Below are 25,183 nucleotides of genomic sequence, written 5' to 3'. Positions count from 1 at the left end.
GAGCCGGGAGAGCGGTGAGGTCCGGCTCCGCGCCTCCCAGGGGCGTTTCGCGGACCGCGCGGAATCCGGGAGCAACCCAGACGTCGATCAGTCGACACCCTCGACGAGCACCACCTCGCCGATTCCCGCCGGCCGGCGCTTGGCCACCGCGGCCTGGTACTCGGGCGAGAAGTAGTAGCTGCGCGCCGCCTCGTAGGACTCGAATTCCAGCACGACGTTGCGCGGACGGCCCTCGCCCTCCAGGGCCTCGCACCGGCCGCCGCGCACCAGCGGCTTGCAGCCGTAGCGGCGCATCGCCTCGGAGGCCATGGCGGCGTAGTCCTTGTAGGTGTCCGGATCGGTGACCGTCATCCGGACGATGATGTAGCCCTTGGGCACTGCTGACCTCCCCGCGCGGCTGCCGCGCCGCGCCGAGGTGCCGGGAAACCGGCCGCCGGTCAAACGCCTGGGCGGCGGCGCTACTGCCCGGCCAAGCTCGCCTGCGCGACGCTGTTGCCGGCCACGCCGGTGCCGGCCGTGCCGGTGGTCGTCGGCGTGCCGCTCTGGCTCCAGCGCGTGGCCTCGATGATGTTGGTGCCGATCGTGGTGAGCACCGAGATGCGCAGCGGGATCAGGACGCGCGTCCCCTCGACGGGGGCGAGCCAGACCGACATCTCGCGGTTCTCCTCCATGAACTTCACCCCCGGCCGGTCCGGGCGGTGGCCGGCGACCGCCTGGTAGCGGGCGTTGCAGACGAGTACCGGGCCGGCATAGCCGGGCTTCTGCACCGGGCGGGTCTCGGCGTAGCTCAGCACGACGTTGAAGCGGGTGGCGCCGTCGAAGACCGGCAGGGTCCGGTTGCAATTCTCCGGGTCGAGGGGCTCGCCGCGCCCCTGGGTCGGCATCAGCAGGGCGCTCACCGGGTCGATGATGCCGCGCTTGTTGGCCGGTGTGACCGGAACGCGGTCCTGCATGTCGATCAACGGCGGCGTGATCTCGGCCTGGACGACGTTGCCGTGCGCCAGGGCCATGCGCACCGCGATGCCGGAACTCGCCGTCTGAGTGGCGATGGCGAAGGCGCCGGGCTGCGGCGCGGCCGAGAAGCTGCCCGAGGCCCGGGCGGAGCCCTTCCCGCCGGTAATCGCCCCGACGAGGCCGGTGAGCACCGCCGACACGTCCATCATGTAGCGGTCGCGGTCGAAGGAGCCGGCGAGGCGCGCCGTGCCGATCGGGAGGCCGGCGAGGTTGATGCCGTAATCGACCGCCACGGTCGCGGCGGCGGGCGCGGCCCGCTTGGCCCGCGACACCCGCGCCCCGGCATCGGTCGGGGCCGCGAGGGCCGCGACCGCGAGGAGGCTGCCCGCGAGCCGCCCGACAGCGTGCTTCGTCGACGGCTCGGTCAACGGCTTGATCATCCGACGGACTGGCGTGGCGCTCATGATCCGGATCGCATCCCAGGGCGGGCGGGCCAAGACACTCGCTCGAACGCGCCCTCTCGAACACACCCGCTCGCCAGCGTCCTCTGCGACGCACGGAGCGGGGAGAGGCGCCTTCCTGCAGGTGGAAGAAGGCTATATCCCGGCATCGTGGTTAACAGACCGTTGGGCGTCGGGCGCGGCTCCGGCACCCGTCGGCACCTTGACGCACCGCGCCTTCGTCGCCTATAGGCTCGCGCCTTCAACAGGACTCCGCCGGACCTGGAACACGCAACGGGCGCCGCCCGCTGCGACGAAGATCGCGCCGGCCGCGATCGGGTCTCTACCGGGCGGAACGAGACGGGATCGTTTTTTATCATGGCGCGCCGCTGCGAACTCACCGGCAAGGCCGTTCAGGTCGGCCACCTCGTGAGCCACTCGAACCGCAAGACCAAGTGCCGGTTCCTGCCGAACCTGTGCAACGTCACCCTTCAGTCCGACGCGCTGGGCAAGCGTGTCCGCCTGCGGGTCACCGCGCACGCCCTGCGCTCGGTGGAGCACCGCGGCGGCCTCGACGCCTTCCTGATCAAGGCCGGCGAGGGCGACCTGTCGCAGACCGCGCGCCTCCTGAAGCGCGAGATCCACAAGAAGCTCGCCGAGACCCCGGCCGCCGCGGCCTGAGTCGTCGGGCTTCACCGTTCCTGACCGGATGGTTTCAACCGCCGTGACCCTCGGGGCCGCGGCGGTTTCCGCTTGCGCGACAGGCAGACTGTCCGGACAGTCCCATGCATACCGTCTCCGGTCGATGCCTCCGACGCCGCCGTCATCGCGGGCGGAGCGAAGCAGACCAATGGCGCTGCGCCCACCGGGGTCGGGGCGCCCTGGATCACTGCGCTTCGCTCGCGGTGACGGTAGGGACGCGTCAGTCGCGGCGCTCGGGCGCCTCGGGATGAGGCCCCGGATCGGACGGCCCGAGAGCCAGAGCAGCGGCTAGGTCGGACCGGCGATCAGCGCCGCCCGCCCGCCGCGCGCAGCATGCGGCCGGTCGGCGCCGCGCCGTCCTCCTCGAACAGCTCGGCCAGCTTCTCGGTCATCGCCCCGCCGAGCTCCTCGGCGTCGATGATCGTCACGGCGCGGCGGTAGTAGCGGGTCACGTCGTGGCCGATGCCGATGGCGAGGAGCTCCACGGGCGAGCGCGTCTCGATCTCCTCGATCATCCAGCGCAGGTGCCGCTCGAGGTAGTTGCCGGCATTCACCGACAGGGTCGAGTCGTCCACCGGCGCGCCGTCGGAGATCACCATCAGGATCTTGCGCTGCTCCGGCCGCCCGAGCAGGCGCTTGTGCGCCCAGTCGAGCGCCTCGCCGTCGATGTTCTCCTTGAGCAGCCCCTCGCGCATCATCAGCCCGAGGTTCTTGCGCGCGCGCCGCCAGGGCGCGTCGGCCGACTTGTAGACGATGTGGCGCAGGTCGTTCAGGCGCCCGGGATTCGGCGGCTTGCCGGCGGCGAGCCACGCCTCGCGGCTCTGGCCGCCCTTCCAGGCCCGGGTGGTGAAGCCCAGGATCTCCACCTTCACGCCGCAGCGCTCCAGCGTCCGCGCCAGGATGTCGGCACAGGTCGCCGCCACGGTGATCGGCCGGCCGCGCATGGAGCCCGAATTGTCGAGGAGCAGCGTCACCACCGTGTCGCGGAAATTCGTGTCCTTCTCCTGCTTGAAGGAGAGCGGCTGGTAGGGGTCGATGACCACGCGGACCAGCCGCGCCGGGTCGAGCTGACCCTCCTCCAGGTCGAAATCCCAGGCGCGGTTCTGCTGGGCGAGCAATCGCCGCTGCAGCCGGTTCGCGAGCCGGCCGACCACGCCCTGCAGATGCGAGAGCTGCTTGTCGAGGTAGGAGCGCAGGCGCGACAGCTCGTCGGCGTCGCACAGCTCCTCGGCGTGGATGACCTCGTCGAACCGCGGATTGAACACCTTGTACTCGGGCCCGCGCGCCTCGTTGCCCTGCCGCTGCGGCGGGCGCGACGCCTCCGACGCCTCCTCCGACTCCGCGTCCTCGGCCTCCTCGGGCAACTCACCGGACGGCGCGTCGGCGGATTCCTGCGCGCCCTCCTCGATCTCGTCGGAGGCCTCCTCGGAGGTCTCGATCTCGGCGCGCTCGCCCTGGCTCTTCTCCTCCGAGTCGCCCTCGCTGGGATTCTGCTCGTCGTCCTGGGCGTCGTTCTCGTCGTCGTTCTCGTCGTCCTCGGCGTCGAACGGCGTCTCGTCCGACATGTCGAGGGAGGTGAGGAGCTCGCGCACCGAGCGGGCGAACTTGCGCTGGTCCTCGATCGAGCCGAGTAGCCCGTCGAGGTTCGGGCCGGCCTTGGCCTCGATGTGCTCCCGCCACAGATCGACGATCTTGGTGGCGGCCTCGGGCGGCTTCTGGCCGGTCAGGCGCTCGCGCACCATCAGGGCGACGGCGTCCTCCATCGGGGCGTCGGCCCGGTCGGTGATGGTCTCGTACTTGCCGCCCCGGTGATAGCGGTCCTCCAGCATCGCCGAGATGTTGCTGGCGACGCCCGCCATCCGGCGCGAGCCGATCGCCTCCACGCGCGCCTGCTCCACCGCGTCATAGACCGCCCGGGCGGCGCTGTTCTCGGGGGCGAGGCGGCGGTGGACGGCGACGTCGTGGCAGCCGAGCCGCAGCGCCATGGCGTCGGCGTTGCCGCGCAGCACCGCGACGTCCTGCGCCGAGAGCTTGCGCGGGGGCTCGGGCAGGCGGGCCTTGTCGCCGGTCAGCGCCGGCCGGTCGGTGGCGTAGGTGACCTCGACCTCGGAGCGCCGGGCGATGGCGCGCAGGCACCCGGCCACCGAGCGCTTCAGGGGCTCGGCCACGGGTTCGCGGCGCTCGCCGGGTTTGCGGTTGGAGATGGACATCAGCGCTACCGGTCGTCCTCGAACGCGAAGGGGCGGTTCAGGATCTCATCCCAGCTGTAGGGACAGTCCGCGGGCAGGGTTTTGGGCGAGCGCTTCATCTGCCGGGCTGCCCCGAGGCGACCGAGCCGGAAGCTGTCGTGCCGAATCTCATTGAGGCTCGACTTCAGGCCCGGGCTCTTCCGCAGTTGGATCGTGGCGCGCTCCCGATGCTCGGCGATGCTGAGTGCCCAACTGCGGCTTCGCCGTTCCGGCTGATGGTCCCACTTCAGCATGTGAAGGATAATGATTTCGACCGCACTCTGGAGCCGGTAATACTCGCTCAGGCCCACGTCGCTCAGCTCCTCGGCGATGTTGTCGAGGTCGAGCGCGTCCACCCGGCCGGCGCGGAGCAGTGCCACCTGCTCCTGAACCCAGGTGTAGAGATCGTCCGCGTGGCGCGTCCGTCCCCGGGCATGCGCAGTCGCCGGGGCGTCCTCGCGCGCGGGGGCCGGATGCGCCATCGCGTCCTCCATGCGGGTCAGCTCAGCGCGACGTTCACCGCGCTCTCGGGCAGCTCCTTGCCGAAGGCGCGCTGGTAGAACTCGGCCACCAGCGTCCGCTCCAGCTCGTCGCACTTGTTGAGGAAGGTCACCCGGAACGCGAAGCCGATATCCTTGAAGATGTCGGCGTTCTCGGCCCAGGTGATCACCGTGCGCGGGCTCATGACGGTCGAGAGGTCGCCGTTCATGAAGGCGTTGCGGGTCAGGTCCGCCACGCGCACCATCCGGTTGACGATGTCGCGGCCCTGGTCGCCCCGGTAATGGGTCGCCTTCGAGAGCACGATGTCGACCTCGCGGTCGTGCGGCAGGTAGTTGAGCGTGGTGACGATCGACCAGCGGTCCATCTGGCCCTGGTTGATCTGCTGGGTGCCGTGATAGAGGCCCGACGTGTCGCCCAGGCCCACCGTGTTGGCGGTGGCGAACAGCCGGAAGGCCGGGTGCGGGCGGATCACGCGCTTCTGATCGAGCAGCGTCAGCCGGCCCGAGAGCTCCAGCACGCGCTGGATCACGAACATCACGTCCGGGCGGCCGGCATCGTACTCGTCGAACACGAGGGCGACGTTGTTCTGCAGCGCCCAGGGCAGGATGCCGTCCTGGAAGGCGGTGACCTGCTTGCCGTCCTGCAGGACGATGGCGTCCTTGCCGACGAGGTCGATGCGCGAGACGTGGCTGTCGAGGTTGATCCGGATGCACGGCCAGTTCAGCCGGGCGGCCACCTGCTCGATGTGGGTCGACTTGCCGGTGCCGTGATAGCCGGTGACCATCACGCGACGGTTGCGGGCGAAGCCGGCCAGGATCGCCAGCGTCGTCTCCCGGTCGAAGATGTAGTCCGGGTCGACATCCGGCACGTGCTCCTCGGGCTCGGCGAAGGCCGGGACCTTGAGGTCGAGGTCGATGCCGAAGACATCGCGGACGGAGACGGTGCGATCGGGCAGCGCGGCGGGCGTAGCGTCAGAGAGCATTCGGAACCTCGTGAGGCGCGGGCGCTCCACTCCCAAACAGTGAAGCATCCGCGCGGAAGAACGTCGAGCCGGGCCTCCGCGGCGGGGCGGAGCCATCCTTAGACGGCGGCGCGCTCGCGCGCCACCGACCGGCATGGATCCCATATAGGGTCGCCCCGCGCGGTTTGCCCTATCCTGGCTGCGAACCGGCGTGCATCGTTCGTGCCGCTCAGCAGAGACCCGCCGCGCGGAGCACGTCGTGGGCGCGGATGATGTCGCGCAGGCGCTCCTCGAACGACCGGTCGCCGCCGTTGGCGTCGGGGTGGAAGCGCTTCACCAGCACCTTGTACTGCGCCTTGATGGCGGCCGAGTCCGCCCCCTCCTCGAGGCCCATCACGTCGAGGGCGCGGCGCACCGTCGCCGAGTGTTTGGGCTTGCGCGGCTCCTCGGGCTGGCGGGCGCGCCGGCGCGCGTCGCCGACGCCCTCGCCGCGCAGGATGCCGAGCGGATCGACGTAGGCCCAGTCGCGGGCCGGCTCGTTCTCCGGCTTGGCCTGACCGGTCCGGTTCACGCCCATCGCCCAGGTCGGACGATGCCCGATGATCGCGTCCTTCTGGTAGGCCTGCACGGCGGCGTCGTTCATGCCGTCGAAGTAATTGTAGGTGGCGTTGTAGGCGCGGACATGGTCGATGCAGAAGCGCCAGTACTGGCCCTCGGCCTTCCGCCCCTTCGGTGCCCTGTAGAGGCCCGGATGGGTGCAGCCCGGACTCTCGCAGACGGCCTCGGCCGCGGCCTTCGGCTCGTCGCAGGACGGTTTGATCCGGATGCTGTCGAACAGGCGCGAGTTGAGATCCATGACGAGCCGATTATGAGGGGGCGGACCTGAGACACAAGGGCACCGGGCCTGATGACGCATGCGCGGGATCGGGCTTGACGGCGCCCACGGACACGACGCGAGGGCACGATGGCGGACGGTGCGGGCGCGGGTGGCACCCTGCGGGACTGGATGGAGGCGCGTCTGCGGGAGCAGCTCGCGCCGGCGCGGCTCGACGTGATCGACGAGTCGCATCTGCATGCCGGCCACGCCGGAGCGCGGCCGGGGGGCGAGACCCATTACCGGCTCGACATCGTCGCGTCGGCGTTCGAGGGCAAGAGCCGCGTCGAGCGGCACCGCTTGGTGAACGCGCTGCTCGACGACGCGTTCAAGCGGGGCCTGCACGCCCTGGCGCTGCGCGCCCGCACGCCGGCCGAGGCGGCCTGAGCCGACGCGCGGCGACCGGCGGCGCGGCCCGGGTCGCTCCGTCCGGGAGGTTGCCGGAGATCGCTCCGACGGGGCGCGGTGAGCGGGGCGGGAAGCACAGGACAGATATGGTGATGGAGCCGCCGATCCGCATCCGCCCGCGCGCCGTCATCGCGCTGCCGGGGAGGCCGCCATGCCCCTGCGGGTGACGCCGCGCATCGCCATCGACGAGGACGAGATCGAGCTGTCCTTCATGCGCGCCTCGGGCGCCGGCGGACAGAACGTCAACAAGGTCGAGACCGCCGTCCAGCTCCGCTGGGCGGCGCTGGCGTCCCCCGCCATCGACGAGCGGGTGAAGGCCAACCTCGCGCGGCTCGCCGGGCGGCGGATGACCAAGGACGGCGTCCTCGTCCTCGCGGGGCAGCGGCACCGGACACAGGAACGCAACCGGGCCGACGTGCTGCAGCGGCTGGTCGATCTCGTGGCGGAGGCGGCCAAGCCGCCGCCGCCGATCCGCCGGCCCACGAAGCCGACCCGGGGCTCGCAGGAGCGGCGCATCGGCACGAAGAAGAGCCGCGCCGCGATCAAGCAGGGCCGGGGCAGCATCCGGGATTCCGACGGCTGACCCCACCTGCCCCGGTCGGGTCTCAGTGGATCGCGTCGATGACCTCGGCCTTCGGGCTGGCATCGGGTGCCGGGGACGATCCGGCGACCAGGGTGCTGCCCGGCTTGGCGACGGTGAGGGCGATCGCGATCAGGGCCAGGATGGCGGCCAGAGCCGCCGGGAACAGGAAGGCCGATTCGCCGTAGCGCATGTCGAGCAGGCCACCCACGACCGCGCCGGTGCTCAGTCCGGCCCAGAGCGGCGCCTGGATCCAGAAGGAGGGCGCCACCGTGCCGAGCAGCAGGTTGGCGCAGCCCGTGCCGAAACGCACCACGGCGCCCGTGACGTAGGTGAGGGCCAGGGAGCGGCCGCCCTCGTCCTGCAGCGTCGCGTTCTGGAGGCCCAGCGCCAGGACGATCGGGTAGGCGTGCAGCGGGTAGGCGAAGGTACCCCAGGGCATCAGCAGGCCGCCGGCGAGCAGCAGGGCCTGGAGCGTGAGCAGCACGGCGAGGCGCCAGCGCCCGACCCAGGCGGCGATCAGCGTCCCCAGGAAGGCGCCGAAGCAGAACATGCAGATGGTGCTGGCGACGCGGCTGACATTCTCCCAGTCGCCGTTGGCCACCGCCACGCCGAAGCGGGTGGTGTTGCCCGACATGAACGACATGAAGAGCTGCGAGAATTCCAGGAAGCCGATGGAGTCGGCGCAGCCCGCGAGCGCCGCCAGGGCGATCGCGAAGGGAATTCGGGTTCGCGGGTCGGCGGGAAACGACTTGTCGGCTGGAGGCTCAGGTTTCCGCTCCGGTGCTGCACCGCCTGTCCGACTTCCGTATTCCGCCATGCTGATCCCCCGATCGAGCCGCCGCGCCCAGTCGCGGTCGACTGACAATGGACGAATAGCGGAGCGGTTTCATGCCGATGTGCGCCGCAACACAACGACGCGCCCCGGTACCGGCCGTCCTCCCTCCCGCCGGACTTCCGCGGGCCTCGCCGCCAGCCGTTCCAAGCCGGACACGGCGGCCGTCGCCGCGAGATGGGCATCCGCGTGGGCGTAGCGGCCGTCCTCGCCCAGGACGGAGCCGGGGCCGTCGTGGGATTGCACCGTGAAGGCACCGAGGCCGCCGGGCCGCAGGACCCGCCCCACGCCCGCCAGGAACGACGCCAGGTCCGCGACGTAGATCAGGACGTCCGCGGCGAGGCAGAGGTCGGCCGAGGCCTCCGGCAGGTCGGCCAGGGCGGCGGCGACATCGCCCTCGACGAGGCGCTCGTAGAGCGGCCGACCCCGCGCCGTCTTGGTCCGCGCCAGCGCCAGCATCCCGGGGGAGAGGTCGATCCCGGTGAGATGATCGACCCGGTCGCGCACGACCTCGCCCATCAGCCCCGTGCCGCAGCCGAGATCGAGGGCGACCGCGAAGCGCTCCGGAGCGCGCGGCAGGGCGTCGCGGACGAGTTGCGGGCCGACATAGCCGAGGCCCTCCACGAGGTGGCGCTCGAAGCGCGGCGCGTAGTCGTCGAACAGGGCGCGGACATAGGCCGGCGACAGGACCGGGAGGGTGTCGCCGCCGCCCAGGCGGACGAGATGCGCGCGCACGCCCAGCCGGTCCTCGGGATCGATGTCGAGGGCGCGGGCGTAGGCCTGCGCCGCCGCGTCGCGCAGGGCCGGATCGGTGCCGGAGGTGGCCAGACCCGCGCGCGCCCGGCCCAGCAGGAGCCAGGCCGGCGCGTAGCGCGGGGCGCGCTCCAGGGCCTGCTCGGCGAGGTCGGCGGCGCCCGCGTGGTCGCCGTCGGCGAGGCAGGCCTCGGCGTAGCGGTAGCGGCGATCGGCGAGGAGGTCGCCGGAACTGAGCTGCGAGGCCATGCGTCTGCCGGTTCGGGGGCGCCTATATACCGGGGCCACCGGCGGACTCCACCGGCAGCACGGACCCGATGCCGATACGCGCCAGCGATCTCCTCACCCTGACCCGCGAGGGTCTCTACTGCCCCCTCGGGCGCTTCCACGTCGATCCGACCTGGCCGGTGGAGCGCGCGCTCATCACCCACGGGCACGCCGACCACGCCCGCGCGGGCCACGGCCACGTGCTGGCGACGCCCGAGACCCTGCGGATCATGGCGGTGCGCTACGGCGCGGATTTCTGCCGCCAGCGGCAGGAGGCGCCGCTCGGGGCGGCGCTCCGCGTCGGCGACGTCACCGTGCGCTTCGCCCCGGCCGGCCACGTGCTCGGCTCGGCGCAGATCGCCATCGAGCGGGACGGCGTCCGCGTCGTGGTCTCGGGCGACTACAAGCGCGCGCCGGACCCGACCTGCCTGCCGTTCGAGGTCGTGCCCTGCGACGTGTTCATCACCGAGGCGACCTTCGGCCTGCCGGTCTTCACCCACCCCGACACGCGGGGCGAGGTCCGCAAGCTCCTCGAATCGGTCAGACTGTTCCCGGAGCGCGCCCACATCGTGGGGGCCTACGCGCTCGGCAAGGCGCAGCGGGTGATGGCGCTCCTGCGCGAGGAGGGCTGGGACCGCCCGATCCACCTGCACGGCGCCATGGAGAAGCTCACCACGCTGTACAAGGAGGAGGGCGTGCCGCTGGGCGAAACGCCCAAGGTCGTGGCCGCCGAGCGCAAGGACCTGCACGGGGCGATCGTTCTCTGCCCGCCCTCGTCGATCCAGGACCTGTGGTCCCGCAAATTCCCCGACCCGGTGACCTGCTTCGCCTCGGGCTGGATGCGGGTGCGCGCCCGCGCCCGCCAGAAGGGCGTCGAGCTGCCGCTGGTGATCTCCGACCATTCCGACTGGCCTGACCTGTGCCGCACCATCCGCGACACCGGCGCCGGGGAGGTCTGGGTGACGCACGGGCAGGAGGACGCGCTGGTCCACTGGTGCGGGACGCAGGGCATCCGGGCGAAGCCGCTCCACCTGCTCGGCTACGGCGATGACGGCGAGGTCGAGGGGACCTCGGAGGCGAACTCTGAGGCGGAGGCGGCCGCGTGAACGAGTTCGCCCATCTCCTCGACCGCCTCGCCTACGAGCCGCGCCGCAACGCGAAGCTGCGCATGCTCCAGGACTACTTCGCGCGCACGCCCGACCCCGAGCGCGGCTACGCGCTGGGCGCCATGACCGGCACGCTGAGCTTCCGCGAGGCCAAGCCGGCCCTGATCCGCGGGCTGGTGGAGGAGCGGATCGACCCGGTGCTGTTCCGGCTCTCGCACAACTACGTGGGCGACCTCGCGGAGACGACGGCGCTGATCTGGCCGGGACCGACGGAGGCGCCGCGGGAGCCGGGCCCCGGCCACAACAATCCGCCGCCCCACGTCCCGACCCTGGCCGAGGTCGTGGAGACCCTCGCGACCATCCCCAAGCGCGAGCTGCCCCGCCATCTCGCGGACTGGCTCGACGCCCTCGACGAGACCGGGCGCTGGGCGCTCCTGAAGCTCGTCACCGGCAACCTGCGGGTCGGCGTGTCGGCGCGGCTCGCCAAGACGGCCGTCGGCGCGCTGGGCGGCCACGACGCCGACGCCGTCGAGGAGGTCTGGCACGGCCTGACCCCGCCCTTCGAGACTCTGTTCGCCTGGGTCGAGGGCCGGGCCGAGCGGCCCGAGACCCTGAACCCCGCGCCGTTCCGGCCGCCGATGCTGTCGCACCCGATCGAGGAGGAGGCCGAGCTCGAGAAGCTGGAGGCCGAGGCCTTCTCGGCCGAGTGGAAGTGGGACGGCATCCGCGTCCAGCTCGTCGGCGGTCTCGACCGGGCCGGCCAGCAGGTCGGGAAAGTCTATTCCCGCACCGGCGAGGACATCACCGGGGCGTTCCCGGACCTCGCCGAGGCCATCACCTTCGCGGGCGCCCTCGACGGCGAGCTGCTGATCCTCCGCGAGCGGCGGGTGCAGAGCTTCAACGTGCTGCAGCAGCGCCTGAACCGGAAGGCCGTGACGGGCAAGCTCCTGGAGGAGTTCCCGGCCCACGTGCGGGCCTACGACCTCCTCACCCTGGAGGGCGACGATCTGCGCGGGGAGCCGTTCGCAACACGGCGGCAGAAGCTGGAGGCGCTGGTCACGCGCCTCGACCACGCGCGGATCGACATCTCGCCGCTCGTGCCCTTCGCGGATTGGGAGGCCCTGGCGGCCGCCCGGGCGGATCCGGCCTCGGTGGGCGCCGGCGCGGATGCCGACGCCATCGAGGGCGTGATGCTCAAGCGCCTCAACAGCCCCTACCTGCCGGGACGCCCCAAGGGGCCGTGGTGGAAGTGGAAGCGCGAGCCGCACATCGTCGACGCCGTGATGATGTATGCCCAGCGCGGGCACGGGAAGCGCTCGTCCTTCTACTCGGACTACACGTTCGGGGTCTGGCGAGAGGCGCCCGAGGGCGGCGACGAGCTGGTGCCGGTGGGCAAGGCCTATCACGGCTTCACCGACGCCGAGCTCGCCAAGCTCGACCGCTACGTCCGCAACAACACCACCAAGCGCTTCGGCCCGGTGCGCGAGGTCGCCCACGGCCGCGAGGCCGGGCTCGTCCTCGAGATCGCCTTCGAGGGCGTGCAGCGCTCGACCCGGCACAAGTCGGGCGTGGCCATGCGCTTCCCCCGGGTCAGCCGCATCCGCTGGGACAAGCCGCCCGCGGAGGCCGACCGGATCGACGTGCTCGAACGGATCCTCGCCCGGGGCGAGCGCGAGATCGCGCCGGGCGCGACGCTGATGGAGAAGACCGCATGAGGCAGGGACACGGCCGGGAGGGCAGGATCGGGCCGGTCGAGGCGCTGGCCTCCGGCCCGGTGGCGCGCCACGCCAGCGGCCGCCTCACCGTCGCGACCCCGGGGCCGGGCTTCACGGATTTCACCGCGGCGGTGGCCGAGTTCGTGCGCGGCAGCGGCGTCCGGGACGGGCTCGTCACGGTGTTCTGCCGGCACACCTCGGCCTCGCTGACCATCCAGGAGAATGCCGACCCCGACGTCCAGACCGACCTGATGACCGCGCTGGACGGGTTCGCGCCGCGGCAGGCCGGCTACGTCCACGGCGCCGAGGGGCCGGACGACATGCCGGCCCATATCCGCACCCTGGTCACCGATTCGGCCCTGACCATCCCGCTGGTCGGCGGGGCGCTGGCGCTCGGCACGTGGCAGGGGATCTACCTGATCGAGCACCGCGACCGGCCGCACCGACGCGAGATCGTGCTGAGCGTCCTCGGGGCGTGACCGCTCCGCCGGCGTCGCGCGAGCGGCGCGCCGACCCAGCAACACGCGGTCACACACCGTCGGTTAACCATATCGGGCTCTTATCGGCCTCCGTCGGATCGGGGACCGTGCCGCTCCGGCGAACGGAGACCCCGATGGGCCTTTTCACTGCGCTCTCGAACTCGATTTCCGGCGCCTCGGCGCAGTCGCTGGCCCTGAACAACATCTCGGGGAACATCGCCAACACCCAGACGGTGGGCTTCAAGTCCACCGAGACGCGGTTCGCCGACATGCTGGCCGAGACCGGCGACAGCACGCAGCTGGCCGGGGGCGTGCTGCCGAGCACGCGCAACAGCCTCAACATCCAGGGCACGATGCAGTCGACCGGCGTGTCGACCAACCTCGCGATCTCGGGCAACGGCTACTTCATCGTCAAGAAGAACACCGGGACGCCGGACAGCCCGGCCTTCGGCGGCGATACCGGCTACACCCGGCGCGGCGACTTCGCGCCGGACGCCAGCGGCTACCTCTCCAACGGCGCGGGCTACTACCTGTTCGCCGGCCCCTCGGCGACGACCCCCGTGCAGGTCCCGACCGGCGCCAGCACCCTGGCGAGCCTCGCGGTCTCGCCCGCCGGCACCCTCACGGGCACGGCCGCGGACGGCAGCACCCTGGCCCTCGGCACGCTGCAGCTGGCGCAGTTCGGCATGCAGGACAACCTCGCCTCCCTCGACGGCGGCACCTACGTGGCCACCGGCCAGTCCGGGACACCGAGCTACGGCCTCAACGGCGCGACCGTCACGGCCGGCTCGGTGGAGCAGTCGAATGCCGGGATCTCGGATCAGTTCTCGAAGATGATCGAGACCCAGCAGGCCTACACGGCCAACACCAAGGTCATGAGCACCACCGACCAGATGCTGCAGGACGCCATCGCGATGTACACCTGACGCGACCCCGTCAGAGGAACTTCAGCGGGTCCTTCTCGGGCGGGGGCGGCGCCACGTCGGCGCGGTTCCACCAGCCGCCGCCCAGGGCCACGAACAGGGCGGCGGTGTCGGCGTACTGGGTGGCCCGCGCCGCCGCCGAGGTCACCAGCGCCGAGAGATAGCCCTGCTGGGCGATCAGCACCTGCGAGGAGGTGATCGCCCCGGCGGTGTACTGCTTGCGGATCAGCGCGAGGCTCTGGTTCGTGGCGCTCACCGCGGCGTCGGCAGCGGCCACGGCCTTCGCGTCGGCCTGGAGCGCCCGCAGTGCGTCCGCGACGTTCTGGAAGGCGGTGATCACCGTCGCCTTGTACTGCGCCTGCGCCTCCGTCAGCGATTCCTCGGCGGCGCGCTGCCGCCGGAACAGGGTGCCGGCATCGAAGATCGGCGCCGTCGCCTGCCCGATGATCGTGAAGAACGCCGCGCCCGGACTGGTCACCTGCGCGATCCGCGTGGCGCTGGAGCCGCCCGTAGCGGTCAGGCTGAACTGCGGCAGGCGGTTCGCCACCGCGACGCCGACATTGGCGCTCGCCTGCTGCACCAGGGCCTCCGCCGCCTTCACGTCGGGCCGCTGCTGCACGAGCCGCGAGGGCAGGCTCACCGGAAGCCGGGTCGGCAGGCGCAGGGCGGCGAGGTCGAAGGTCTCGGAGACCTCGTCGGAGGGCAGGCGTCCTGCCAGCGCGGTCAGCAGGTTGCGCTGCTGGGCGAGCGCCTTCTCCAGCGGCGGCAGCAGCTGCTGCGACAGCGCCAGCGCTGCCTGCTGCTGCACCACGTCGGCCCCGGCGATCTGACCCAGCGACAGCTGCTTGTTGTAGAGCTGCAGCACCTCGGTCTGCGCCTGGATCACCTTGCGGGTCGCGTCGATCTGCGCGCGCAGGGACGCTTCCTGGATCGCGGCGGCGACGACGTTGGCGGTCAGGCTCAGGTAGGCCGCTTCCAGCTGGAACCGCTGGTTCTCGGTGGTGGCCTCCAGGGACTCGATCTGCCGGCGGTTCCCGCCGAACACGTCGGGATTGTACGAGACCACCGCCTGCGGCGTGGACAGGCTGTAGAGATACTGGTTCTGGTTGTTGAGGGGCGATTGCAGGTCGAGGCCGGGCGCCAGCGCCCCCTGGATCTGCGGCGTCGCGGTCAGGCTCGGGTAGAGCGTGCCCTTCTGGGCGAGCACGTTCTGCTGCGCCACCCGCAGGGAGGCCTGCGCCGCCTCCAGCGTCGGGTTGTTGGCGAGCGCCTGCTCGACGAGGCGGTTCAGCGCCTTGGAGTGGAACAGGGTCCACCACGAGCCAGGAATATCGGCGCCGGAGACGAAGCTCTGGTCGGCCGAGCCGCCCTGCCGGGTCCGGATCTTGTCGGCCGCGGAGGGATTCTGCAGCGGTTCCTTGGTGTAGCGGCCGACCGGCGGAGCCTCGGGCGCCACGTAGTTCGGGCCGACCGCGCAGGCCGACAGGCCGAGGGAGGCCGCCAGCCACGCGGTCGCCCGTCCGCACCGTCTCGGCGCAAAGCTCACCATCCCGCCCCCGAAAAGCTCACCTCGGTAGAGCGGCGCGACCCGCTGCCAAGTCAATCCGACCGTTCCCAGATGGCGCGCGCGGCGAGGCCGTTGTGGCGCCCCTGCAACGGGCGGGGCCACGACGGCCTCGCCGCGCGCGCTCCTGAGCCGGCTCACGCGGCGGCCCGGTGCGCGGGCCGCGCCTGGGCGTCCGGGTTCGGGCGACGCCGGGAGAACAGGGAGATCAGCACCGGGACGATCACGAGGATCAGGTTCGGCGCCAGGATGATGCCGCCCACCACCACGAGCGCCAGCGGCTTCTGCACCTGCGAGCCGATGCCGGTGGAGACCGCGGCCGGCAGCAGGCCGACGCAGGCCGCCACGCAGGTCATCATCACCGGGCGCATGCGCACCACGGCGGCGTGCCAGACCGCCTCCTGCCGCTTCCAGCCCTCGTCGAGCAGCTGGTTGTAGTAGGCGAGCAGGATCACGCCCTCCATGGTCGAGATCCCGAACAGCGCGATGAAGCCGATCGCCGCCGAGATCGAGAACGGCGTGCCGGTCAGCGCCAGGGCGAAGATGCCGCCGATCATCGCCATCGGGATGACCGACAGGGTCAGCAGCATGTCGGCCACCGACGAGAAGTTGATGTAGAGGAGCAGCGCGATCAGCAGCAGCGTGATCGGCACCACGAGGCTGAGGCGAGCGGCCGCCTCCTTCAGGTTGGTGAACTGCCCGACCCATTCCAGCCGGTAGCCCGGCGGCAGGTCGACCGCATCGGCGACCTTGCGCTGGGCCTCCAGCACAGCGCTGCCGAGGTCGCGGCCGCGCACCGAGAACTTCACCGGGATATAGCGCTGCTGGTCCTCGCGGTAGATGAACGAGGCGCCGGAGACGAGGTCGACGTCGGCGATCTCGGAGAGCGGCACCTGGATCACGCCGCCGTTGGGGTTCTGGGCGCCGACCGCGATGTTGCGGATGCCCGCGAGCGAGGAGCGGTACTCCTTGGCGAGCCGCACCCGCATCGGGAAGTGGCGGTCGGAGCCGTACTCGTAGAGGTCGCCCGCGGTCTGGCCGCCGATCGCCGCCTGGATCGTGGTGTTCACGTCGCCGATCGACAGGCCGTAGCGCGCGGCCTTGTGGCGGTCGACGTCGATCCGCACCGTCGGCTGGCCGAGGGATTCGAACACCGACAGGTCGGTGACGCCCGGGACGGTGGCGAGCGCGGCCTTGACGGCGTTGGCGGTCTTGGTCAGCTGGGCGAGGTCGTTGCCGTAGATCTTGACCGAGTTCTCGCCCTTCACGCCCGAGGCCGCTTCCTGGACGTTGTCCTCGATATACTGCGAGAAGTTGAACTCGATGCCGGGGAATTCCGCCTCCAGCTTCTTGCTGAGGTCCTGGATCAGCGTCTCCTTGTCGAGGCCCTTGCGCCACTGGTCGATCGGCTTGAGCGGCGCCAGGATCTCGACGTTGAAGAAGCCGGTGGCGTCGGTGCCGTCGTTCGGGCGGCCCTGGTGCGACAGGACGGTGGTGACCTCCGGAACCTCCTGGAAGATCTTGCGCATGCGCTGGACGTAGGCGTTGCCGGCCTCCAGCGAGATCGAGGACGGCATCGTCCCGCGCACGTAGAGGTTGCCCTCCTCGAGACGCGGCAGGAACTCGAGGCCGAGATTGCGGGCCGTGAGGCCCGAAACCAGGAGCACCGCCAGCATCACGGCGATCGCCAGGACGCGGTTGCGCAGGCCGAAGCGCAGAGCCGCCTCGTGGCCGACGCGCAGCACCCGCACGATCAGGGTGTCGCGCTCCTCGAGCTTCTTCGGCAGCATCAGGGCCGAGAGCGCGGGCGAGACCGTGAAGGTCGCGAGCAGGCCGCCCAGCAGCGCGTACGCGTAGGTCTTGGCCATCGGCCCGAAGATGTGGCCCTCGACGCCGGTCATCGTGAACAGCGGCAGGAAGCCGACGATGATGATGGTCGCCGAGAAGAAGATCGCCCGGTTCACCTCGCGGCCGGCGACCGCGATGGTGCCGAGCCGGCCCGTCAGGCCGCTGGGCGGGGCCTCGCCCTTCACGTGGTCGGGCTCGGCGATGTGGCGGAAGACGTTCTCCACCATGATCACGGTCGCGTCGACGATCAGGCCGAAATCGATCGCGCCGAGCGACAGGAGGTTGGCCGAGTCGCCGCGCACAACCAGGATCAGGATCGCGAAGCCGAGCGCGAACGGAATCGTGGCCGCCACGATGATCGCGCTGGTGAGCGAGCCGAGGAACAGCCACTGCACCACGAAGACCAGCACCACGCCGAAGACGAGGTTGTGCATCACCGTGTGGGTGGTGGTGTGGATCAGGCCCGAGCGGTCGTAGATCCGCTCGATCTTCACGTCGGGCGGCAGGATCGTGGAGCTGTTGATCTTGTCGATCTCGGCCTCGACCCGCTCCAGCGTCGGCAGGCTCTTGCCGCCGCGGGTCATGAGCACGATGCCCTCGACGATGTCGGGCTGGTTGTCGTGGCCGACGATGCCGAGGCGCGGGGCGTTCGACACGCGCACCTCCGCCACGTCCCGCACCAGCACCGGGGTGCCGTTGACGAGGCTGATCATCGTGTCCCGGATGTCGTCCATGTCGCGGATCAGGCCGATGCCGCGCACCACCGCCGATTGCTGCCCGACGTTCAGCGTCTGGCCGCCGACGTTGATCGAGGCGTTGTTCAGCGCGTTGGTCAGCTGCACCAGGGTCAGGCCCTGGGCCTGGAGGCGGTTCAGGTCGACCGCGACCTCGTACTCCTTGGCCTTGCCGCCGAAGGCCGTGACGTCGACGACGCCGGGGATCGCCTTGAACCGGCGCTGCAGCACCCAGTCCTGCAGGGTCTTCATGTCCATGGGCGAGTAGCCGGCCGGGCCGACGAGCTTGTAGCGCATGATCTCGCCCACCGGGCTCGTCGGCGAGATCTGCGGCGTGGCGCCGTTGGGCAGCGTCGGGGCCTGCGACAGGCGGTTGAGGACCCGCTGCAGCGCCTGCTCGTACGTGTACTCGTAGTTGAACTGGACCTTCACGTCCGAGAGGCCGAACAGCGAGATCGTCCGGACCACCTGGGCGTTCGGGATGCCGGCGAGCGCCACCTCCAGGGGAATGGTGATGTAGCGCTCGATCTCGTCGGCCGACTGGCCCGGGTTCTGGGTGATCACGTCGACGAGCGGCGGGACCGGATCCGGGTAGGCCTCGATGTTGAGCTGCGTGTAGGCGCCGTAGCCGACGCCGAGCATCACGACGAACAGCAGCACCACCAGCACGCGCTGGCGCAGCGAGAAGGCGATCAGGGCGTTCATCGGACCGGATCCCCGCTCAGGACGCCTTGTCGCCGGTGGCCGCCCGGTCGATGAACAGGGCCCCCCGGGTGACGACCTGCTCGCCCGCGCGCAGGCCCTGCACGACCTGGGCGTTGTCGCCGTTGATCAGGCCGAGCTTGATGTCGCGCGCCTCCACGGCGCCGTCCGGCCGGGCCACCCAGACGTGGGTGCGGTCGCCCTCGTACACGATGGCGGCCACCGGCACGCTCGGGCTCGGCTCGCCCTTGCCGGTGATGATCGTGTAGGTGGCGAACATCTCCGGCCGCAGCACCCGGTCCGGGTTGTCGACCTCGCTGCGCACGGCGAGCCGCCGCGTCGCCGGGTCGAGGCTGGAGGCCATGTAGTTCACCCGGGCCTTGAACACCCGCGCGCCGAAGCCCGCCACCTTCGCCTCGACCTCCTGGCCGATGCGGATCTTCGGGATCTCGCTCTCGCGGACGTTGGCCACGAGCCAGACCGTCGACAGGTCGCCGATCACGAAGACCGGGTCGCTGGAGGCGGAGAGGTACTGTCCGATGCCGACCTTGCGCTGGACGATCGTGCCGGCGATCGGCGCCCGGATCTGCGTCTCGGCGCTCATCGTGCCCTTCTTCTCGAAGGCGGCGATCTCGGCGTCGGTCTTGCCCAACAGGCGCAGGCGGCTCTTCACCGCGTCGAGGGCGCCCTCGGCGGTCTTCAGGTCGCTCTGGGCGGCGATGACGTCGTTCTGCGCCGACTGGTAGTCCTTCAGCGCCGTCGCGTGGGCCTGGAACAGCTCCTGCTGGCGCTGCGCGATGGTCTGGTCGAGCTTCAGGAGCGCCTGCTGCTTCTGGAGGTTGTTCACGGCCGCCTGATAGTCGTTCTGCGCCTGGACCATGTCGGTGGCCTCGAGCGTCAGCAGCACGTCGCCGGCCTTCACGTCGTCGCCGGCGCGGACCAGGACCTTCGTCACCCGGCCGGCATAGGGCGAGACCACCGGGACGTTGTCGTCCTCGTTGAGGGCGATGCGTCCCTCGGCCGTGCCTTCGGGCCGGAACACGAGGTTGGCGACCGGCAGGATCTCGAAGGCGGCGCGCTGCTCCTTGGACGGCCGGAACACCCGCTCCACCGGACCGGCCTTCTCGACGTCGATGCCCGGGTCGGGGTTGCCCGGGGCGAACATCCCGGTCACCGCCGCGACGAGGTGCGCGACGGTCTCGCGGGTCCGGTCGGGAAACGCGAAGGCGGCGCCGAGGGCGAGCGCGAGCAGCACGACGGCGACCAGCAGGCCGGGCCACCGGCGCCCGCGCGCGGGCACGGTGACGGCCTCGTCCTGGTCCAGCGGATTTCGGGCGTCCATGCGGATGATCTTCTAGGTCCGGGCCGAGAGTCCGGGCTGCGTGACGAGAGTACGATTCGTGACCGGGCGACGCCTACATCAATGCGGTCGCTGGTGCTTTTCTATGGCGCGCCGCGGGAAGATTCCGGCGGTCCCGCGTGCCTAGAGCAAAGCTTGTCAGACAGGCAATCGATCCGGCGCCCCGGTCGCGAAACCGTGTGGCCCCGTCTTCCTTTGACGGGATTTGTTACAATATGACAACGTTCGCGGGTCCAGGCCCGCGCGATCCCGCACCTGCCACCGAAGAACCCGTCATGTCCGATACGAGCAACGCTTCCGTCCCGGCCGCTCCCGGTTCAGCCGCCGGCAAGATCCCGGTCACCGTGCTCACCGGCTATCTCGGCGCGGGCAAGACCACGCTCCTCAACCGGATCCTCACCGAGAACCACGGCAAGCGCTACGCCGTGATCGTCAACGAGTTCGGCGAGATCGGCATCGACAACGACCTCGTCGTCGGCGCGGACGAGGAGGTGTTCGAGATGAACAACGGCTGCGTCTGCTGCACGGTGCGCGGCGACCTGATCCGGATCATGGACGGGCTGGTCAAGCGCCGGGGCAAGTTCGACGCGATCATCGTCGAGACCACCGGGCTCGCCGACCCGGCCCCCGTGGCGCAGACCTTCTTCGTCGACCAGGATGTCGGCGAGGCCGCCCGCCTCGACGCCGTGGTGACGGTGGCCGACGCCAAGTGGCTGTCCGACCGCCTGAAGGACGCGCCCGAGGCGAAGAACCAGATCGCCTTCGCGGACGTGATCCTGCTCAACAAGAGCGACCTCGTCTCCCCGGCCGACCTCGACCGCGTCGAGGCCGAGATCCGCACGATAAACCCGCTTGCCAAGCTCCACCGGACGCAGAACTGCGCGGTGCCCCTCGACGCCGTGCTCGAGCGCAACGCCTTCGACCTCGACCGCATCCTCGACGTCGAGCCCGACTTCCTGGAGGCGGGTCACCACCACCACCACGATTCCGACATCCGCTCGGTCTCGGCGAAGATCGAGGGCGCGGTCGACCCGGACAAGTTCATGCCGTGGATCTCGAACCTGACCCAGTCGCAGGGGCCGGACATCCTGCGGTGCAAGGGGATCGTGGCCTTCCCGGACGAGCCGAAGCGCTTCGTCTTCCAGGGCGTGCACATGATCCTCGACGGCGACGTGCAGGGCGACTGGGGCAAGGACGAGGAGCGGGTCTCGCGGGTGGTGTTCATCGGCCGCAACCTCGATCCGGCGGCGATCAAGGAGGGCTTCGAGGCCTGCCGCGCCTGAACCGGCGGTGCGCCGCCGATGGGCGCGGCGCGCCGGGAAGGCGATTCTCAACGTTTGGATGGCATCACCGACGGCGCGGGCCCGCGTAACCGGCCCGCGGAGCCCGCGTATCCATGGCCCACACCGCAGCGCCCGCAGGCCCGGTCCCGTCCGGGTCGGTGGGCGGAGTCCCGCTCATCGCGGCCGTCGAGGGGCTGGCCAAGGCGCTGTTCGCGGCGTTCATCTTCTTCGCCTGCTTCGCCTTCTCGGAAACCTCCCCCTACGACGCGGTCGCGATCCCCACGATCCTGCTCTGGCTCTGCCTCGGCGTGCGGCTGCACCGCGGGGCGGTGCCCCTGGTGGCGCTCCTCCTGCTCTACCTCGCGGCCATCGTCACCGCGCTGCTGCCGTACCTGAACGAGGACTTCCCGGTCACCTGGACCGTGCAGCTGATCTACCTCTCGATCACCTGCATCTTCTTCGCCATGTTCTTCGCGGACGACACGCACGCCCGGATGGAGCTGGCGCTCAAGGCCTACACGGCGAGCTGCGTGTTCTCGGCGGCGCTGGGCATCGTCGGCTACCTGCAATGGCTCGGGATCGAGGACCTGTTCTACAAGTACGACCGGGCCTCGGGCACCTTCCAGGACCCGAACGTCTTCGGCTCGTTCCTGACGCTGGGCGCCCTCTACCTGATGCACGGCCTGCTCACCGGCTCCACCCGCCGGCCGCTCGTGTCCCTCGCCGGCCTGCTGGTCATCGTGGCCGGCATCTTCCTGTCGTTCTCGCGCGGGTCCTGGGGCGGGAGCGTCGTCGCGGTGCTCCTGATGGTGGGATCGGTCTATGCCGGCAGCGCCTCCCCGCGCCTGCGCCGCCGCATCGTGCTCCTGACCCTCGCGACCCTCGTCCTCGGCACCGCCGCGGTGATCGGGCTGCTCTCGGTCGACCACGTCCACAAGATGTTCGAGACCCGGGCGGCGCTGACCCAGGACTACGACCAGGGCGAGACCGGGCGCTTCGGCAACCAGATCCGCGGCTTCGCCATGCTGCTGGAGCGGCCGTTCGGGATGGGGCCGATGCACTGGCGGCTGACCTTCGGGCTCGAACCGCACAACTCCTACATCGGCTCCTTCGCCAACGGCGGCTGGCTCGGGGGCGCGGTGTTCATCGGCCTCGTGGCGGCGACCGGCCTCGTCGGGTTCCGGCTCCTGGCCCGGCCGTCGCCGGTCCGGGCGCACGCCCAGATCGTCTGGCCGGCGCTGCTGATGTTCTTCCTGCAGGCGGTCCAGATCGACATCGAGAAGTGGCGCCACGTCTACATGATGCTGGGCATGGTCTGGGCGCTGGAGGCCGCGCGGTTGCGCGCGGGCACGCCGCCGCAGGCAGGCGCGCTTGAAACGCGGCGCTAGGCGCGGCATCGCTCGGTGGCGGCCGAGCTGCCGATCGGCACCCGGAGACGGTACGTGAACACACAGCCGGACAACGAGCGCGACCGGCTCGCGGCCCTCGAGGCCCTCGCGATCCTCGGGACCCCGTCCGAGCCGCATTTCGAGGCCGTCTGCCGGACGGCCCGCCGCCTGTTCGGCGTGCGCACCGCGTTCGTGGCCTTCCTCGACGACACGCATCAGTGGCTCAAGACCCCCTGCGCGGAGCTGCCGACCACGCTGCGGCGGGCGGAGACCTTCTGCCAGCACACGATCCGCAGCGACGCCCTCGTGGTGGTCCCCGATGCCCGGCTCGACGCGCGCTTCCGCGACCTGACCATCGCCGCCGAACCGGGCGGGATCCGGTTCTACGCGGGCATCGCGCTGAGTCTCCAGCCGGGCCTCCGGATCGGGACCCTCTGCCTCGCCGATCCCCGGCCCCGCTCCGATTTCTCCCCCGAGGAAGCGGCTGCCCTCCGCGACCTCGCCGAGGTCGTCGTGGCGCATCTGCGCCTCACGGAGGCCAATGTCCGGCGCGACCGGGAGATCGCGCAGGCGGCGATCCGCGAGGCGGTCATCCGGGAGCAGCACCGGGAGATCAACGCGCGGGCCCGCGCCCAGGAGGCGGCGAACCACCAGCTCACCATGGCCGAGCAGCTCGCCAGCGTCGGGAACTGGCGCATCGAGCTCGGGGACGGGCAGCCGGTCTGGTCGGCCAGCCTCTACGCCATCGCGGGCCGCGACCCCGCGACCCCGCCGCCGCACCTCGACGTCTTCTCGGAGATCTACCATCCCGACGACCGTGCCCGGCTGGAGGCGATCGTCGCCGACGCGGTCGCCCGTCGGACCCGGTTCGATTTCGAGGCCCGGCTGCTGCGGCCGGACGGCGAACTCCGCGACGTCGTCGTGCGCGGCATGGCCCGGGGGGAGGGGGCGAGCGCCGGCCTCTTCGGCGTGCTGATCGACGTGACCGAGCGCCGGCGCGCCGAGGACGAGGTGCGCCGCAGCGAGCTGCGCTACCGGGGCCTCGCCGAGGCTCTGCCGCTCCTCGTCTGGACCATGCGGGTCGGGGACGGCCAGGCGACCTACGTGAACGCGCAGTTCCAGGCCTATTACGGGCCGATCGGGCCCGAGCGCGCGGAGCGCCTCGTCCGGAATCACCCGGAGGATGCCGCCGCCATGGAAGCGGCCTGGATCCGGGCCGTCGAGACCGGCACGGGATACAGCGGCCAGTGGCGGATCCGCCGTCACGACGGCGTCTACCGGTGGCACAAGCTCTCGCTGATCCCGATTCGCCTCGATCCGGCGGACGGCGCGGTGGCGGAGTGGCTCGGGACCGCGCTCGACGTCGACGACATCGTCACGGCGCGGCTCGCCGTCGAGGAGGCCCGCGGCCTGCTGGACATCGCCCTCGACGCCGCTGAGGCCGGCACCTGGGACTGGGACATGCGCACGGGGCTCGCCGTCCTCAGCCCGGAAAGCGCGCGGATGCACGGTCTGCCGGATACCGGCGGTGCCCACACGATCTCGGCGTCCGCGTGGACGGCGCTGATCGATCCCGACGACGTGGCCGATGTCTGGACCGAGATCCGGCGGGCGGTCGAGTCCGGCACCCCCTACGCGGCCGAGTTCCGGGTCGGCGCGCGCTGGCTCTACGCGCGGGGCCGGACGCTCTCCGGAGCCGACGGCCAGCCGCAGCGCATGGTCGGCCTCCATCTCGACATCACCGAGCGCAAGGCGGTCGAGGCGGCCCTGCGCACCGCCACGCGGGACGCCGAGGCGGCCCGCACCGAGGCGGAGCGGGCGAGCGCGGCCAAGAGCGAGTTCCTCGCCGCCATGAGCCACGAGATCCGCACCCCGCTGAACGGCATCCTGGGCTACGCCGATCTGCTCCTCGACGGCGACGCGATCCAGAACGAGGACCGGCGCCGCCTGGAGCTGATCCAGAGCTCCGGCGCGGCCCTGCTGACGGTCGTCAACGACATCCTCGACTTCTCGAAGATCGAGGCGGGCGAGCTGACCCTGGATCCGGTCACCTTCCCGCTGGTCTCGATCGTCGACGGCACGGTCTCGATCGTGCGGGGCAGCGCGCTCCGCAGCGGCCTCGCCATCGAGGCCCGGATCGACCCGGCCCTGCCGACCTTCGTGGTCGGCGATGCCGGGCGCCTGCGTCAGGTGCTGCTCAACCTGCTGAACAACGCCGTGAAGTTCACGCCCGAGGGCTCGGTCACGGTGATCGTGGAGCGGGAGGACGACGGCGGCGCGCCCGGCGGGCGGCCCGGCGACACGGTCCGGTTCTCGGTGGTCGATACCGGCATCGGCATCGCGCCGGCGCAGCAGGACCGGCTGTTCAAGCGGTTCAGCCAGGTCGACGGCTCGATCAGCCGGCGCTTCGGCGGCACCGGCCTCGGCCTCGCGATCTCCCGGCACCTCGTGACGCTCATGGGCGGCGAGATCGGGGTCGAGAGCCGCGAGGGGGCGGGCTCGACCTTCTGGTTCCGGCTGGTGCTGCCCCGCGCCGAGCAGGGCGCCGCGGCCTCGGGCGCCGCGGCCGACGCGGGTG

Annotated in this window: 21 protein-coding genes; 10 read left to right on the top strand and 11 right to left on the bottom strand. The window is 71.1% G+C overall.

The genetic code is table 11. The features are described 5' to 3' along the window. Window positions 1-87: 87 nt before the first annotated feature. Window positions 88-378, bottom strand: a complete 291-nt coding sequence (locus tag ME121_RS21360; protein WP_012320638.1) for a DUF1330 domain-containing protein — start codon at window positions 376-378, stop codon at window positions 88-90. An 80-nt stretch (window positions 379-458) separates the two neighbouring features. Beyond that, on the bottom strand, window positions 459-1,394 hold the full coding sequence (locus ME121_RS21355) for a DUF3108 domain-containing protein (RefSeq protein WP_012320637.1): 936 nt from the start codon (window positions 1,392-1,394) through the stop codon (window positions 459-461). A gap of 378 nt (window positions 1,395-1,772) precedes the next feature. Between ME121_RS21355 and rpmB the strand changes: the two genes are divergently transcribed. Continuing rightward, complete coding sequence (gene rpmB, locus ME121_RS21350; protein ID WP_012320636.1) at window positions 1,773-2,075, top strand: 50S ribosomal protein L28; 303 nt, start codon at window positions 1,773-1,775, stop codon at window positions 2,073-2,075. A gap of 326 nt (window positions 2,076-2,401) precedes the next feature. On the opposite strand, the gene cobT is transcribed toward rpmB, so the two are convergent. The 4 genes from cobT to ME121_RS21330 form a co-directional block, all read right to left on the bottom strand. Then, window positions 2,402-4,306, bottom strand: a complete 1,905-nt coding sequence (cobT, locus tag ME121_RS21345) for a cobaltochelatase subunit CobT (protein ID WP_012320635.1) — start codon at window positions 4,304-4,306, stop codon at window positions 2,402-2,404. Between the two features lie 5 nt (window positions 4,307-4,311). Then, window positions 4,312-4,818, bottom strand: coding sequence for a DUF29 domain-containing protein (locus ME121_RS21340; protein WP_106427843.1), 507 nt, complete (start codon window positions 4,816-4,818; stop codon window positions 4,312-4,314). 5 nt (window positions 4,819-4,823) lie between these two features. Beyond that, window positions 4,824-5,807: a cobaltochelatase subunit CobS gene (gene cobS / locus ME121_RS21335; protein WP_012320633.1), complete on the bottom strand. Its 984-nt coding sequence runs from the start codon at window positions 5,805-5,807 to the stop codon at window positions 4,824-4,826. 208 nt (window positions 5,808-6,015) lie between these two features. Next, on the bottom strand, window positions 6,016-6,642 hold the full coding sequence (locus ME121_RS21330) for a J domain-containing protein (RefSeq protein ID WP_012320632.1): 627 nt from the start codon (window positions 6,640-6,642) through the stop codon (window positions 6,016-6,018). Between the two features lie 108 nt (window positions 6,643-6,750). Here ME121_RS21330 and ME121_RS21325 point away from each other — a divergent pair, with 108 nt between their 5' ends. Together ME121_RS21325 and arfB are read left to right on the top strand one after the other, a co-directional pair. Beyond that, entirely contained in the window at window positions 6,751-7,047 is a 297-nt protein-coding gene (locus tag ME121_RS21325; RefSeq protein ID WP_024829170.1) for a BolA family protein, read from the top strand. Window positions 7,048-7,219: 172 nt separating this feature from the next. Next, the gene (arfB, locus tag ME121_RS21320; RefSeq protein ID WP_059409557.1) at window positions 7,220-7,651 is read left to right on the top strand and encodes an alternative ribosome rescue aminoacyl-tRNA hydrolase ArfB; all 432 of its coding nucleotides are present in this window, start codon (window positions 7,220-7,222) and stop codon (window positions 7,649-7,651) included. A 22-nt stretch (window positions 7,652-7,673) separates the two neighbouring features. On the opposite strand, the gene ME121_RS21315 is transcribed toward arfB, so the two are convergent. Next, window positions 7,674-8,468 (bottom strand): YoaK family protein, encoded by a 795-nt coding sequence (locus tag ME121_RS21315; protein ID WP_012320629.1) that lies wholly within the window; start codon window positions 8,466-8,468, stop codon window positions 7,674-7,676. A 69-nt stretch (window positions 8,469-8,537) separates the two neighbouring features. After that, window positions 8,538-9,485: a class I SAM-dependent DNA methyltransferase gene (locus ME121_RS21310; protein ID WP_059409556.1), complete on the bottom strand. Its 948-nt coding sequence runs from the start codon at window positions 9,483-9,485 to the stop codon at window positions 8,538-8,540. Between the two features lie 68 nt (window positions 9,486-9,553). Here ME121_RS21310 and ME121_RS21305 point away from each other — a divergent pair, with 68 nt between their 5' ends. The 4 genes from ME121_RS21305 (at window position 9,554) to ME121_RS21290 (ending at window position 13,729) form a co-directional block, all read left to right on the top strand. Then, a complete protein-coding gene (locus tag ME121_RS21305) occupies window positions 9,554-10,609 on the top strand; it encodes a ligase-associated DNA damage response exonuclease (protein WP_059409555.1) in 1,056 nt (351 codons plus the stop codon). Next, window positions 10,606-12,324 carry a cisplatin damage response ATP-dependent DNA ligase gene (locus tag ME121_RS21300; RefSeq protein WP_058607596.1) on the top strand — a complete coding sequence of 573 codons (1,719 nt, stop codon included), beginning with the start codon at window positions 10,606-10,608 and terminating at the stop codon, window positions 12,322-12,324. Before ME121_RS21305 ends, ME121_RS21300 begins: the two co-directional genes overlap by 4 nt. After that, window positions 12,321-12,803, top strand: a complete 483-nt coding sequence (locus tag ME121_RS21295) for a secondary thiamine-phosphate synthase enzyme YjbQ (protein ID WP_012320625.1) — start codon at window positions 12,321-12,323, stop codon at window positions 12,801-12,803. The genes ME121_RS21300 and ME121_RS21295 overlap by 4 nt, the downstream gene beginning before the upstream one ends. Before the next feature lie 134 nt (window positions 12,804-12,937). Continuing rightward, on the top strand, window positions 12,938-13,729 hold the full coding sequence (locus tag ME121_RS21290; protein WP_012320624.1) for a flagellar hook basal-body protein: 792 nt from the start codon (window positions 12,938-12,940) through the stop codon (window positions 13,727-13,729). A gap of 10 nt (window positions 13,730-13,739) precedes the next feature. Here ME121_RS21290 and ME121_RS21285 read toward each other — a convergent pair whose 3' ends face one another. From ME121_RS21285 to ME121_RS21275, 3 genes are all read right to left on the bottom strand, one after another. Beyond that, entirely contained in the window at window positions 13,740-15,275 is a 1,536-nt protein-coding gene (locus ME121_RS21285; protein WP_012320623.1) for an efflux transporter outer membrane subunit, read from the bottom strand. A gap of 152 nt (window positions 15,276-15,427) precedes the next feature. Continuing rightward, the gene (locus ME121_RS21280) at window positions 15,428-18,577 is read right to left on the bottom strand and encodes an efflux RND transporter permease subunit (RefSeq protein ID WP_024829172.1); all 3,150 of its coding nucleotides are present in this window, start codon (window positions 18,575-18,577) and stop codon (window positions 15,428-15,430) included. A 16-nt stretch (window positions 18,578-18,593) separates the two neighbouring features. Beyond that, on the bottom strand, window positions 18,594-19,916 hold the full coding sequence (locus tag ME121_RS21275) for an efflux RND transporter periplasmic adaptor subunit (RefSeq protein WP_024829173.1): 1,323 nt from the start codon (window positions 19,914-19,916) through the stop codon (window positions 18,594-18,596). A 293-nt stretch (window positions 19,917-20,209) separates the two neighbouring features. Here ME121_RS21275 and ME121_RS21270 point away from each other — a divergent pair, with 293 nt between their 5' ends. From ME121_RS21270 to ME121_RS21260, 3 genes are all read left to right on the top strand, one after another. Beyond that, window positions 20,210-21,217, top strand: a complete 1,008-nt coding sequence (locus ME121_RS21270) for a CobW family GTP-binding protein (RefSeq protein ID WP_012320620.1) — start codon at window positions 20,210-20,212, stop codon at window positions 21,215-21,217. 113 nt (window positions 21,218-21,330) lie between these two features. Then, entirely contained in the window at window positions 21,331-22,605 is a 1,275-nt protein-coding gene (locus tag ME121_RS21265; protein WP_012320619.1) for an O-antigen ligase family protein, read from the top strand. Window positions 22,606-22,659: 54 nt separating this feature from the next. Further along, window positions 22,660-25,183, top strand: a 2,524-nt coding sequence (locus tag ME121_RS21260; protein ID WP_491892854.1) for an ATP-binding protein, incomplete at its 3' end; no start/stop codon positions are given.

It is taken from the genome of Methylobacterium sp. ME121 (assembly GCF_000974725.1).
Taxonomy (GTDB): Bacteria; Pseudomonadota; Alphaproteobacteria; order Rhizobiales; family Beijerinckiaceae; genus Methylobacterium; species Methylobacterium radiotolerans.
The sequence above is the reverse complement of the archived record's forward strand: the minus strand, read 5'-3'. Positions and strand labels throughout refer to the sequence as shown.